This window comes from Parapedobacter sp. (assembly GCF_035556095.1).
GTDB lineage: Bacteria > Bacteroidota > Bacteroidia > Sphingobacteriales > Sphingobacteriaceae > Parapedobacter.
In genome coordinates, this window is sequence record NZ_DATMFT010000005.1 from 37,192 (window position 1) to 50,824 (window position 13,633).

Below are 13,633 nucleotides of genomic sequence, written 5' to 3' on the forward strand. Positions count from 1 at the left end.
GGCGTTTTTACTTTTACGGGCTTTTGATGTACACGGAAGTGGAGCCTAAGTCTGTACTTCTCCTGGCCATACGACTATCTCGTTGGAGGTATAGAAATCGATTGCTTGAATAATGAAGCTGCGTTGTTTGCCAATAAGGCTAATCATGTAGCATGTTTACTACATTTCCTCGGAAAGCAGCATGTAAACCGGTGATTTAAAAAAAAAATACATGAATTTTGCTGCGAGATATGAAAAACAAAAGAATCATCAACAATGGAAAAGCATGATGTTTACCACGCAAATTTGTTATAAAGCAATGAAGATATTACTTATAATTTCAATGATTTTTGGAGTGGCTTCAAAAGCGATTTCGCAAGAGTCGATTATGGCCGACATCAAGTTGGAAAAATTGGATCGCTTGATTGAATTGGCAATTGAAAACTACCCACAAAGAAAAATCATGGACAGCAGGGAGTCCTTAGCGAAAAGCACGTTAAACGGCGCGCGCGTATCCTATTTTGACGCGCTTAATGCATCGTACTTTTATCGCCCAGAAAGTAAGACAGCTATTGATCCGGCAAACCCTTACGTAGTGAATGGTTGGCAATTGGGCGTGACGCTCAATCCCGGCACATTGCTGCAAAAGCCATTTCAGGTTAAACAGGCAAAAAAGGCGTATGAGATAGCTAAGCTTGAAACGCAGGAATATCGATTGCAATTGACAAATGAGGTTAAAAGCAGATACTATGATTATGTACTTTCTTTGAGTGAATTAAAATCACAGACCCAGGCAGCGCAAGATGCTGAAGCTTTATTTGAAGATGCTCGGTTGAAGTATGAGCGAAACGAGATAGAACGCAGCGAATATTCAAGTGCTAGAGAAGCGTATTACTTAACGAATAGTGAATTTAGATTGGCCGAAATTGCTTTCTTGAAAACGAAAGACCTTCTAGAGCAATTGATCGGTGTTAAAGTTGCTGACATAGAATAATTTCGATTTATGATTGATTTCAAGGCGCTATTGAAGTATTTGGTAAGGCATGCTTGGCTTTTACTGGTTGTGCCGTTAGTAACCGGCGTGCTGACATACTTCCTTACCGAGGACATGCCGGATAATTATACGTCTGAAGCAAGGATTTTGGCTATTTCGAGTGTTTCCGTTGGAGAGGTCTCTAATGCCCGCCAGTTCAATTATTTTACAGAAATGATCCGGTCAAAGTCGATGATTAATGTGCTTTCATATCGACTGATTATTCACGACTTGGAAAATCAGGAGTCGCCGTTTAAAGAGTTGAGTGATCCGTTAAAGGCGCTTTCTCCTGCCCAACGCCAAGAGGTTTTACAGGCTTATCGGAAAAAGCTCCGTGAGCGTTCGATTATTTCTCCTGCGGATAATGAAGGAGCCTTAAAGCTTTATGATTACATCAAATCTATGGGGTATTATGAGGCTAATCTCCAAGAGTCTATTTCCGTCTCCCAGAATGATATTACCGGATTTATAGATGTTGCGTTCACATCGAATGAGCAGGGTTTATCCGTTTATGCGGTAAATGCGTTGGTGGAAGATTTTGTTGATTATTATAATATACATCTTTCGTCTAGCAGCGACAGTAGGCGGGCTTCGCTCGATTCTACAATTACAGACAAACGGTTACGGGTAAGCGAAGCGGAGACTCAGCTGAATGCGTACAAGTTGAGCCGTGGCGTTACCGGAGTTGGAGACCAGTCGAGTGCGTTATACGAGCGCGTGGCAACTTATGAACAGAACCTAGCAGATAATAGGCGGCAGATTTCGGCAACCAAGGGGGCTATTCGCGCTATAAATCAGAAAATTCAGGAACAGACAACAGAAACAGGGCAATCAAATAGCAGTGAGATTGTGATGTTGGACCAAGCGCTAAAATTAGCTAACCAGCGCTATGTAGACGGTGGATTCAAGTCGGCCGACAAGCAGATCGTCGATTCCCTCCAATTAGTACGGAAAGCCAAACTCGCTGGGTCTACGACGAGTAATGGTGAAGTCTCTAGAGTTGCTAAAGCTGAATTGTTGAGTCAACGAAGAACGCTTGAAACCGAGTTGGCGATGCTCGAAAATAGCACTGCTGCACTAGAATCAGAGCATCGATCATTAAAATCGCGTTTAGACCGCATTATGCCGGCAGACGCCGAGCTACAACGCCTCCAACAGGAGTTGGATTTGGCTTTGGAAGGTTATACGGAATCTGTTGGCCGATTGAATACGATTGGAGAAGAAGGGTTGTCGGCTTGGAGGTTGAGTATTGTGATGCGCGGGCTCCCCGGAGAAGCTCAGGCGTCAAAGCGAATACTCTATGTGGCTGGCGCCGGAGTGGCAGGTGGCTCGGTTTGCTTAGCCCTTCTATTCATCCTCTTCTTGTCAGATAGATCCGTTAAAACCGTGGATGAACTCGCCAAGTACACCAACGGGATGCCAATAATTGGTGAAATAGTGAACTGTCCGCTGCCCGAGCGTGATTTCGAAGAGGTATGGGAGAATACAGAAGGCAATAAAAGATACGGAGCACTGAAGAACCAATTGCGTGTTATTCGATTTGAAATCAAGAAGTATTTAATGGAAAGCAATGGCAAGATACTGGTAGTTAGTGGCTTGAATAAAGGTGATGGGAAATCGTTTATTGCTTCCTCGTTGGCTTACTCTTTCGCCATAAGCGGAGTTAAGGTACTGCTCATTGGTGATGATGATCAAGCGATAAAAAAAGACATTGAATTGGCAAAGGAGTCGCCAGTTGCGAATAATTTCAATCACTTTCTGGCCGAACGAAAAATCAAAGCAACTGAGCTGATTACGTTTCTAAAAATAAATAACACCAAAAGATCGCTTATGGAATTGGACGGTATTGATGGGCTGCATTCCAGTTTTGACGTGTTAAAGAGGGAATTTGATTTAATCATAATCGATGGCGGTGATCTCGGTAAAACAAACGAAATAAAAGAATGGCTGTATTTTGCCGACGGTTGCCTTGCTGTCTGTAGCTCGGGTACGGTAATCGACGAAGAGGCCAAGCGGAGAATATCATTGATTGGAAACCAAGAGCATTTTCTTGGATGGGTGTTCAATAAGTCATTAAAAGTTGGGTAACGTATCGAGACCATTTGCGGGCCTATTTAATGTAGCAGGTAACACACATGTTTACGTTGTCATAGGTATGCTCCTATTAGCTCCTTGCTTGATCGGAGCAATGACCATACTCGGCGGGATCGTTGTTCCATTGGTGTTGATTGGGCTTTCGTTGGGTACCATTTACCTGATTTTGGTTTTCAAACAACCGTTTTTAGGTGTTGTATCCATTCTATTTATCGGCTTTTTTGAGTGGGCTTTCACGCGGGAGTTGGTTGAGGTTCCGATGTATGTAATTGACGCGATGACGGTTGCGACTTGGGCTGCCGCTCTGGGGGTCTCGAAATCAACACCTTTTACCTTTAGGGGCAATGACTTATTAATCGTCTTGCTGATATGGACTTGCTGGAGCGTATTAATGGTCTTATCGCCCAGCGCCAGCATCGCCGGCTGGATTCGCGAACTTCGGGTCGGGGTTTTATTGCCTTTTTTGGTGGTTTCATTGGGTTTTGCGGTTATAGAAACTCATCGTCAGTTAGACTGTTTCTTGGCATTGAGCATCCTGTTTTCGCTCATCGGTGCTCTAAACGGTATCAAACAACTGCATATTGGACTATCTCCTGGTGAACAGGCTTTCTTGGATGACGGGGGAGAAATAACCCATGTGCTTTTTGGCCAACTACGGGTTTTTTCCTTTTACAGTGATGCTGGGCAATTCGGTGCTTCGCAAGCCCAATTTGCATTGATGTGTTTCGTGCTTTTCTTCGGTAAATTTACGTGGTGGAAGCGGATGCTCCTGCTTGTGTTTGCAGGAGTGTTGTTTTATGGTATGCTTATATCAGGTACCCGCGGTGCGCTTTTCGCGCTGCTGGCTGGAGGAGTGGTGGCGATTTTTCTCTCAAAGAAATTGATTTATATGTTAAGCGGTGCGTTTGTGCTGCTACTTTTTGTTGGGTTTCTGAAATTCACCTACATCGGTAATACAAATTATTCAATTTATCGGTTGAGAACCGCCCTTGACTTTGAAGATGCATCCTTAAATGTACGCTTAGTGAACCAGGAACGGCTGCATGCGTATTTAAATACGCGGCCGTTTGGCGATGGCTTGGGCACCATTGGTTATAACGGTGTAAAATACAACCCCGGCACATATTTAGCCTCTGTTGCCCCCGATAGTTACTGGGTTAAGGTATGGGCCATGTATGGTATTGTTGGATTTACGGTTTGGTTTAGCATGATGATGTATATTTTGGGAAGAGGGTGTGGTATCGTATGGGCAATCCGACATGCCGGGTTGCGTATAAAATTGCTGGCATTAACCGCGGGCTACGCTGGAATTTTTGTTTGTAGTTACGGTAATGAGGTGATGAATTATCCTCCCTCATCATACGTCATGTATCTGTCTTGGGTTTTTATCTTTTTAGGACCGCGATTTGATCAGTATCTTTCTGAAAAAGAGCAAGGTGAAAAAGTAAAAGTAAGAAACTATGCCGTTTGAGTGGTTCGTTATTCCGGGGATAATTTGTTTTGCTTGGGGTTTTTTCAAAGGTTTGTCGAAATTGAAATAAATTGGTTGCATCGATTATAAAACAGGTGAAAGCAAATCCGAAGTTAAAAAGGCTGGCGCTTCGGATGATGATGCCCAAAAACCAGGCAAGACCTCGTTATTGGGTGCGGTTATTGCTTAACCCGTTTTTCCATGATCGCAGCCGCGGTAGCGTCATCAGGCTCAGAACAAGAATGGATGTGTTTCCGTTTAACGCTTTCTCTTTGGGAAAAGATTCTATAATTGAAGACTTTGTAACGATCAATAACGGTGCTGGTGATGTACAGATCGGCGAGCGGAGTATTATTGGCATCTCGTCTGTATTGATTGGCCCGGTCAAGATCGGAGACGATGTAATGTTAGCTCAACATATCGTGATATCGGGATTAAACCATAGTTATGAAGATGTTTCGTTGCCGCCAAGCAGGCAAAAAGAACGATGCGAGGCAATTATTATTGACAATGGAGTTTGGATTGGCGCCAATGCTGTTATTACGGCGGGTGTGAGGATCGGTAAGCATAGTGTGGTGGGCGCTGGCAGTGTGGTAACGAAAGACATTCCTCCTTATACAGTAGTTGTTGGAAATCCGGCTAGGCCGATTAAGTTTTTTGATGTGAAAACTAACGATTGGAAAAGAACTAAGTGCTGATGACTATGGATATTACGCAGGTATTTTGGCTTGTCATTCAATTGTTCTTTTACCAAGGGCTCTTGATGCCAGCGGTACTCCGATTGGTGGGATTTTTGAGGAATACTAGCAAGGTAGGGAGCGATAAAATGCCGGAGGATATGGGTGAGCATGATTATGCCATCATTGTTACCGCATATGGTCAAAGTAGCCAAGTTCCGGCAGTAGTTAACTCATTGTTGGGTTTAGATTACGGTACGTTTGATATTTACGTCGTTGCTGACAATTGTGACACCAGTGGATTGAAGTTTGACGCTGAAAAAGTGCATTTACTTACGCCCCCCGTCGAATTGGCCAATAATGTGAAGTCTCATGCCTATGCTGTTTCGAATTTCGTTCGCAATCACCAGCGTTTGGCAATCATCGATGCGGACAATTTGGTTGATAGCGGCTTTTTACATGAAATGGATAGATTGTTTGAGCGTGGTTATCGTGCCGTTCAAGGAGTTAGGCGGGCAAAAAATCTAAACACTACCTACGCTTGTTTAGATGAAGCTGGAGATATCTTTTATCGATATATCGATCGGAAATTATTATTTGAGGCTGGTTCTTCTGCCGCATTATGTGGGTCCGGAATGGCGTTCGAGTCGGATCTATATCGCTCTTTTATGAATGATTATAAATTGAGTGGGGCAGGCTTCGATAAGTTATTGCAATATGATATCGTTAAGCAAGGTCTTCGTATAGGGTTTGCGGAAAAGGCGGTCGTTTTCGATGAGAAAACAGCGGCAACGGATCAATTGGTCAAACAGCGCGCCCGATGGATAAATACGTGGTTTAGATTTTGGGGACTAGGTTTAAAATTGTCATTATATTCCGTTAAAGGTAGGCGTTCTAATCTGTTTTTTTTCAGCATGATGTTACTTCGGCCGCCACTGTTCCTCTTGATTGGCTTTCTTGGCTTGGCGTTGATCGTAAATATTTTATTTTATCCGTGGTTTCTACTCCTTTGGGGGCTAGCTATATCGGTATTCATAGGCACATTTCTGATAGCTTTAAACTATTTTAATGCTGACCGTGCAGTCGTTAATGCCTTGTTTAAGGTTCCGCAATTTGTTTTTTATCAGATAAAGGCGCTTTTCAAATCACGGAGAGCAAATAAATTGTCGGTGGCTACAGCGCATTATTACGACGCAAAAACTTCCGATATCGAACATGATTCTTGACGTAAAGATTATTTAAACTAATGGAACTGATTAAGCGAATAGTAAGGCGATATTTAAGCACGTTGGCTTACTTCTATTCTTACCTTAGGTATCGCGTGTTTATTCGTATGGGACTAAGCATTCTAATGGGGTTATTAGACGGATTCGGCTTGGCTATGTTTATCCCGCTGTTTCAAATGATTGATGGTGAGGGGGGAAGTGGGCAGGATGAGAATTCGGGTGTTGGCTTTTTGGTGAACGCTATTCAGGGGATAGGAATTGAGTTGACTTTGACGAATACGCTGTCTTTGCTGATTGTATTTTTTGTTTTAAAGGGTGTGGTAGCTTATATAAACCACAACTATGAAGTAATTTTGAAGGAAGCATTCATCAAACAGATTCGATATGATATCGTTGAGGGGCTTACCCGGATGCAATTTAAGTCGTTTGTTTCCGCTGATGTTGGTAGAATCCAGAATACCGCAACTGGTGAAGTAAATAAGCTCTCGGATGCTTACGCCACCTATTTTGACACGATCCAACAGGGTGTGCTTATCACGGTTTACATGACTTTTGCATTTACCATTGACGCTTCTTTTGCGGTATTGATTACAATCGGAGGGGTTCTGACTAATTTTCTGTTTACCAGGATATTCAACGTTACGAAACGGTTTTCCGCTATTGTTACAGGTGTAGCGCATCGTTATCAGGGGCTGGTAATACAATTCGTGGCGAGTTTTAAGTACCTTAAGTCTACAGGATCTGTGTCAAAAATGGAAAATATTGTTAAAGACACAGTGGTCGACCTACAGGTTAATAATCGTCGGATGGGACGCATGTATGCACTCTCAACGGCTGTTAGGGAGCCTTTGCTAATTGTCATCGTTGCCGTTGTGATTTACTTGCAAATTAACTTTTTCGGGGGAAATCTAGGGGGGGTGATTGTAAGCTTATTGTTTTTCTATCGGGCTCTCGCTGCAGTGATATTGATGCAGTCTTCTTACAACCATTTCCTTGCGGTATCCGGTTCGCTAGACAATATGGTGGCGTTTGACAATGAGCTAAAGCGTAACTGCGAGGATGACGGCGATGTTTTGCTTGAAAAAGTTCATGGACAGATTATAATGGATGATGTTTCGTTCGGCTATGGGAATAAGACAATACTGCGCAACATCGACCTTACCGTGAACGCTAACGAAACCCTAGCGGTTGTTGGCGAAAGTGGTAGTGGAAAAACCACGCTAATAAATGTGTTGATAGGTCTACTGCCCTCAAACAGTGGCCGTATAACGGTTGGGGGAATTGATTTAGCTCGTTTAAATAAAGCGACATTCAGAAATCGAATAGGTTATATCGCGCAAGAGCCAGTGGTATTTAATGATACGATTTTTAATAATGTAACGCTTTGGGATCTGCCTAATGAAGGAAACCGGACGCGTTTTTTTCATGCGCTCGAACAAGCCTCGTTAGATGAATTTGTTTTGGGATTGCCGGACAAAGAAGAAACGCTTTTGGGGAACAACGGAATTAATATAAGTGGGGGACAAAAACAGCGTATCTCAATAGCCCGAGAATTGTATAAAGATATTGATATACTGATACTCGATGAAGCGACATCTGCGTTGGATTCCGAAACGGAGCAGAATATTCAACATTATATCAATAAGCTAAAAGGACAATTTACGATACTTATTATCGCGCATCGTTTGTCGACGATACGAAACGCCGATCGAATCGCGGTGTTAAGTCACGGCGAAATTATCGCTATTGATTCGTTCGATAACCTAAAAGGAAATTCACAGCATTTTAAAAAGATGCTCGATTTTCAAGATTTTGCTTCGCAATGAACCAGTCTATTCCCACGGTTGTTATTTTAGGTGCCGTAAGGTACGCGAAAGACTTTCATTCTACAAGCCTGAATACGGCCATTTATCTTTCCCAAAGGACACATGTTTTATATATCGAAAATCCATTTACAGTTAAAGATCAATTGCGGTTTTCGGTTAAGAAAGCCCCATCAAATCAGAAGGGGCGAAAATCAATTTGTGGCGTGGACCAATGTATAAGCTCGGACTTGGAGATTATTACACCTCCTGTTGTTTTATCAACACATTTTCTTCCCGAAGGATGGTTATATAGGCGTTTGCAAGATATCAATGAATGGCGGTTGGTCTCTTTTATTCGGTTGCAATTGAGAAGACGTGGAATAACGGAATTCGTATTTATCAATTCGTTCAATTTCCATTATCCAGGTGTCGGTCGGAAACTCAAGCCGTTGTCAAACATCTATCAATGTGTAGACCCACTTGTAATGGATTTTGACAGCAAGCATGGTGTCGTTTCCGAAAAGATATTGCTGAATGAATGCGATGCTGTTTTCTGTACAAGTAGCGCATTGTTTGAAGAAAAACGTGCGGTTAATGCTAATACCCATTTTATACCGAATGCTGCTGATGCTGCGCATTTCCGTAAGGCAACGGAAACGGAGACGCCAATTCATGAGTGTTTGCAACATATCGATCGTCCCATTGTGGGTTATATTGGTACGGTGGAGCGTAGATTGGATTACGTTTTTTTGAAAGAGCTGTTTGCCAGCAATCTAGATAAGCGGTTTGTTTTTGTGGGACCGGTAAGTCCGGAATTTGTGCCGGATTGGTTTTATACACAACCCAACGTGGAGCTCATTTCATCGAAAAAGTACGTAGAACTCCCATCTATTATCAAAGGGTTTGACGCGTGTTTGATTCCTTTCAAGGTTGATTCTGTAAGCCGAACTATTTTTCCATTGAAGTTGTTTGAGTTTCTGGGATCGGGAAAACCTGTTTTGGCAACGAATTTCAACCCAGATTTGAAAGCATATACAGGTAGTGCCGTGGATTATTGTGGTACTGTAGGCGAGATGAACCTTGCGCTGGACCGAGCATTAAACAATCCAACAGCTGGATTAGCCACTCGATTGGAAATAGCGAATCAAAACACTTGGGAACAACGGATTGAGCAAATTATTCACCTTATATCTAAATCTTTTCGAGAAAAATAGTTTAATGATAAGGAAATTTTTTTCATATTTCCGTATTAAAAAATGGTATGTTTGTTGTTAGTATAAATATTTACGATAAAAAATTTAATCTAATGTGGTTTGGTTTGTGCTGAATTTAAGTGCTTCCATTTGTTTTTTTATTGAAAGGATATTTGATTTCTTTTGTTGCAGCGGGTTTTTGGGTGAAATTCTTATGAACTGCGTTAGTGACTCATATGATTGTTTATTAGGTGTGGATCAATTAAATAATGTAATTTTATGAATCCGATGAAAATGTATGGACATCTTGTAGCGGTGTTGGTGCTGGTCGTTTTGTTTTTTTCTGTTCAATCATGTGCGAAAGACCGTGCCGCCAGCGAGGACCAAGTAGTTGACCCGTTGCCTGATTCTATAGTAAATACGGTTTTATCGCCTATCCCCATGGATAAATTTATCGGAGCGAATGGAATCCACGAAGATGATTTGGACTGGATGGAGCCGATTGGAACGTTGAGGGCTTACTGCAATTGGGATTGGTTTCAAGGAGACAGTCCGGAGAATGAACTCATTTTCCAAAACTCGAGGAGCGGTTGGTATTTTGATGATGTGTTCAAACGTATCAAATCGAAAGGCATCTCTATTGTCATGTGTTTTCAGGGTGCGCCAAAGGGACTCCAAGGTGGCGACGACTTTAAATTCAGTGATAAGCCTATTGATGCGCCCGGACTTAGTACTACAGATCCTCATTCGTATCGCAAAGTTTCTGAAATGTTGTACCAAATAGCGGCGAGGTACGGCAAAGCCAAGGTTGATGTTGATGCGCTAACCTCGGATGATAAACTTTCCGGGCTTGGTTTAATCGATTATATCGAGGTTGGAAACGAGCCAGATAAGGATTGGGAGGGTGAAGACGCGGAGTTTTCCCCCGAAGAGTACGCCGCCATGCTTTCGATATGTTATGACCGTATAAAGGAAGCAGACCCTGAGATGAAGGTCGCAATGGCCGGATTAGCAACCTTAAGTACTGAATATGTTGAGCGTATGAGGGACTGGTTCGTTGAGAATCGTCCAGATAAGAAGTTTGCCGCGGATGCGGTAAATGTGCATATTTATGCTTTCAATAATAAAATTGTGTGGGGGAAAACGTGGCCTTTATTCGGGCCGTCTGAAACGCCGGAGGATGCTCTTTTCAAAAAAAAATCTGCTGAGCTAGTTAATTTTTGTAGAACGCATATTCCAAATAGTGAAGTCTGGATTTCTGAATTTGGATGGGACACGAATGCAGAGTCTGTTTTAAGCCCTAAGCCAATCAGCGGAATATCTCTCGAAGAAACACAAGCCCGTTGGCTTATTAGGGGCTATCTCGAGTTTGCGGCCGCGGGAATTTCACAGGCCCATATGTTTATGCTGGTGGATCCGAGCCAAAATTATATTTCCACTCAATTCGGTACCAGCGGATTGTTGGACCGCACGTTAGCATTTTCGAAGAAAACATCTTGGTATTACGTACACCAATTCAGGGATGCACTGACGGGTCTTTATTTTGTTGGTGAGGAGAAAAGCGACAATCCTGATTTGCGCATATATAAATTTATAGATCCGGAAACGAAAATAGGATGCTACGCGGTATGGATGGCAACATCTACAAATGCTACCGAAAAAGCTTTCGTTTTACCTTTAGATGCCGGTGCTACTGAGGCTACCCTAATCCAACTTCGGTCTGATGATAAATCGCCTAGTGCTGATAAACTGTCTATAAATAACAATTCGGTTACTGTTGATGTGTCGGAAAAGCCGATTTTTATCTCCGTAAACAAAATTGATTAATCGAAATGTCAGCTAAAATTATCGCTAAGCACCTGAATATTGTACATTTGCTCGTCTTAATCAGCTGCTTATTACCTTTTTCTTTAGCGTCTTGTGCTGGGCGTATGGACGATAATATCACACCGATTGTCGACAGAGACAGCACGCCTACAAATCCTCCCTCCGAAGGAGAAGGAGAAGGAGAAGGACACGACGACGACTCTAAGCTGATGCGATTTGAAATAGAATTCGCTGCAGACGCGGCCAATGCCACTATACAACCCGCTATGCTGAAGTTCAATAAGCGTGGGTGGGTAAGCATTGAGTGGGACGATAATTCATTGGAAGCACTTAAAGCCTTGCCGTATTTAGATGAAAGGTACTACACGGATGGTTGTGGAAATAGAATTAATTATAGCGCGGCAGTGGCCGTGAATGGGAGAAATCAGTACCACAATGAAGAGGCTGGTTTGATGAGCACGAATGTTACCTATGCGCAAATGAAGATGCTTATCGCGAAAGGCTGGGATATGGAAAATCATAGCTATTACCATGAGCCAACCGGGAATTACAACTACGGAAATGACCGCGCAAGAAATGTCAGCGAGTTAGACGAGTTGATTTATGATCGTATTGGTTACAGAATGAATGGATTGGTCGTTCCAACTAACTATGATGGATTTCCTAGTGCGGCCAAAGACTTTGGGTATCTTTTTTCCACTTCGCAGGGCACCTTCGATGATCTGCCTCCTGCAGGAAACCCCACATATAAAGACGTACAAGATTTCGATTTGGCACCGAAAGATTTTTCCTCGTTCAATCGGATGTTTTATGACGATTGGAATGAAATGAACAAAGCAGTTACGGCAGCTTTCGCAGAGATCATTACGAAGAAAAATCATTATTTTCGTATAGCATCGCATCGTGTTGACGAGCAGATTTTTGGTGGGTTAATGGAACTCTTTGAGAAATCTGGAAAGGATAATATCTTGATTATCCCGACTCGCGAAGCCATGGAGTATCGAATCATGGCTGACCTGCCAATAAGCTATGTTTTCCAAGAGAATAAGCTTTTGGTGGAAATAGATGCTTCTACACTTCCCGACCGGTTTCGTTGGCGGGATTTGAGTTTTTTGGTAAAACCCGTGGGAATAATTACGGGCGTGAAAACAGTCTCAAATATTGATAGGATAAGTTTCAATGCTGAAACGGGTCTGGTGAACATTTTCAAACAGGTAACGGCTTGGGAATAGCCTTTTAAATTGTTCCTGAATTTGTCAATCTTTAAACTTTTAACCCGCTTTTTTTGTGAAGTTGGGGCTCGTGGGCAACATCTAAATAAACAACATTAAATCGCTATGGGGAAACAGAATCGTGGTCTCTTTTTAGCCCTCGTAAAGAAGCTAGCTAGTCTTTATACTAAAGTGAGGTACAGAAATGTTCCGTATAAGTATCTCTATTTTTTCAGGGATACGGTGGCGTGCAAATTATACCAAACAAAGTATTTTTTTGGCGACTACGGTATAAAAAAGCCTTATAAAGTAGTAGACTTCTCTGGGGAATTTGGAGCTGAGTTACAATTTGCTCTCCCGTTTGCGTACTGGCATTACCTTAACGGTACATTAAAGGAGACGGTGTCTACACCGAACACGAAAGAGCTGTATTATTTTTCGCCTAAACACACAGAGACCAACCAACGTCGTACAAATGAAGGTAACTATAACTATGAAATTCCTCGAATTATACATAGCCAAGATTACAACATGAAGAAATGGGCTCAGGTTCCATTAAAATCAATTTATCGGAACGATATTTTGGTGTTTAAAAAGCCGATGCTCATTATCGCTAATAAGTATAATACCGAATGGGATGGCCCACCGGTAAGTTATTTTTCGATAACGGTACTTGATTTTTTTATAAGTCAACTTAAACGCAAATATCAAGTCATCTATAATCGCCCCTCTGGCAGCCATATTGTTAATGACAATAGTGATATTCGAGATTTAAACGAGCATGAATGGCTACGACAACAGCATCCCGAAGTCATTTTGGTCGATGATCTTTACGCCAAGAATGTCATTAAGGCTAATAATTTCAATCACTTCCAACTGTGTTTATATGCGAATTGTGAGAACTTCATATCTGTTCACGGTGGTACTTCTGTATTGGCTAGCTATTTTGGTGGAAAGAATTTGATTTACTCGAGGGCGGGAGGGGAACACTATTTCAATTGCTTTTTTGATTTATATCCTAAGCTTGCGAATACCGAGATTATGCTCGCCCAAAAAGAAGAAGAGTTATTTCCGTTGGTAGATAAATTCTTATAACTAAACGGAAGTGGACACCATC

At 42.2% G+C, this 13,633-nt stretch carries 10 protein-coding genes; all 10 read left to right on the top strand.

The features are described 5' to 3' along the window. Positions 1-211 precede the first annotated feature (211 nt). The 10 genes from VNQ80_RS02195 to VNQ80_RS02240 all read left to right on the top strand — a co-directional run bounded on the left by VNQ80_RS02195 (position 212) and on the right by VNQ80_RS02240 (position 13,611). Positions 212-973: a TolC family protein gene (locus VNQ80_RS02195; RefSeq protein ID WP_325635812.1), complete on the top strand. Its 762-nt coding sequence runs from the start codon at positions 212-214 to the stop codon at positions 971-973. Positions 974-982: 9 nt separating this feature from the next. Continuing rightward, positions 983-3,100, top strand: coding sequence for an exopolysaccharide transport family protein (locus tag VNQ80_RS02200; RefSeq protein ID WP_325635813.1), 2,118 nt, complete (start codon positions 983-985; stop codon positions 3,098-3,100). Next, positions 3,093-4,577: an O-antigen ligase family protein gene (locus VNQ80_RS02205; protein ID WP_325635814.1), complete on the top strand. Its 1,485-nt coding sequence runs from the start codon at positions 3,093-3,095 to the stop codon at positions 4,575-4,577. Before VNQ80_RS02200 ends, VNQ80_RS02205 begins: the two co-directional genes overlap by 8 nt. Before the next feature lie 95 nt (positions 4,578-4,672). Beyond that, a complete protein-coding gene (locus VNQ80_RS02210; protein WP_325635815.1) occupies positions 4,673-5,275 on the top strand; it encodes an acyltransferase in 603 nt (200 codons plus the stop codon). A gap of 5 nt (positions 5,276-5,280) precedes the next feature. Beyond that, positions 5,281-6,480: a glycosyltransferase gene (locus VNQ80_RS02215; RefSeq protein WP_325635816.1), complete on the top strand. Its 1,200-nt coding sequence runs from the start codon at positions 5,281-5,283 to the stop codon at positions 6,478-6,480. Between the two features lie 20 nt (positions 6,481-6,500). Continuing rightward, complete coding sequence (locus VNQ80_RS02220; RefSeq protein ID WP_325635817.1) at positions 6,501-8,306, top strand: ABC transporter ATP-binding protein; 1,806 nt, start codon at positions 6,501-6,503, stop codon at positions 8,304-8,306. Then, complete coding sequence (locus tag VNQ80_RS02225; protein ID WP_325635818.1) at positions 8,303-9,499, top strand: glycosyltransferase family 1 protein; 1,197 nt, start codon at positions 8,303-8,305, stop codon at positions 9,497-9,499. The genes VNQ80_RS02220 and VNQ80_RS02225 overlap by 4 nt, the downstream gene beginning before the upstream one ends. Before the next feature lie 258 nt (positions 9,500-9,757). Continuing rightward, on the top strand, positions 9,758-11,305 hold the full coding sequence (locus tag VNQ80_RS02230) for a hypothetical protein (protein ID WP_325635819.1): 1,548 nt from the start codon (positions 9,758-9,760) through the stop codon (positions 11,303-11,305). Positions 11,306-11,409: 104 nt separating this feature from the next. Continuing rightward, a complete protein-coding gene (locus tag VNQ80_RS02235) occupies positions 11,410-12,537 on the top strand; it encodes a hypothetical protein (protein ID WP_325635820.1) in 1,128 nt (375 codons plus the stop codon). 105 nt (positions 12,538-12,642) lie between these two features. Next, a complete protein-coding gene (locus VNQ80_RS02240; protein ID WP_325635821.1) occupies positions 12,643-13,611 on the top strand; it encodes a hypothetical protein in 969 nt (322 codons plus the stop codon). Positions 13,612-13,633: the final 22 nt, after the last annotated feature.

What these genes read in the sequence shown, in the direction of transcription:
- VNQ80_RS02220 (WP_325635817.1), top strand. Translation starts at nt 6,501, where the DNA reads ATGGAACTGATTAAGCGAATAGTAAGGCGATATTTAAGCACGTTGGCT.
- VNQ80_RS02235 (WP_325635820.1), top strand. Translation starts at nt 11,410, where the DNA reads ATGGACGATAATATCACACCGATTGTCGACAGAGACAGCACGCCTACA.
- VNQ80_RS02230 (WP_325635819.1), top strand. Translation starts at nt 9,758, where the DNA reads ATGAATCCGATGAAAATGTATGGACATCTTGTAGCGGTGTTGGTGCTG.
- VNQ80_RS02200 (WP_325635813.1), top strand. Translation starts at nt 983, where the DNA reads ATGATTGATTTCAAGGCGCTATTGAAGTATTTGGTAAGGCATGCTTGG.
- VNQ80_RS02240 (WP_325635821.1), top strand. Translation starts at nt 12,643, where the DNA reads ATGGGGAAACAGAATCGTGGTCTCTTTTTAGCCCTCGTAAAGAAGCTA.
- VNQ80_RS02225 (WP_325635818.1), top strand. Translation starts at nt 8,303, where the DNA reads ATGAACCAGTCTATTCCCACGGTTGTTATTTTAGGTGCCGTAAGGTAC.
- VNQ80_RS02215 (WP_325635816.1), top strand. Translation starts at nt 5,281, where the DNA reads ATGGATATTACGCAGGTATTTTGGCTTGTCATTCAATTGTTCTTTTAC.
- VNQ80_RS02195 (WP_325635812.1), top strand. Translation starts at nt 212, where the DNA reads ATGAATTTTGCTGCGAGATATGAAAAACAAAAGAATCATCAACAATGG.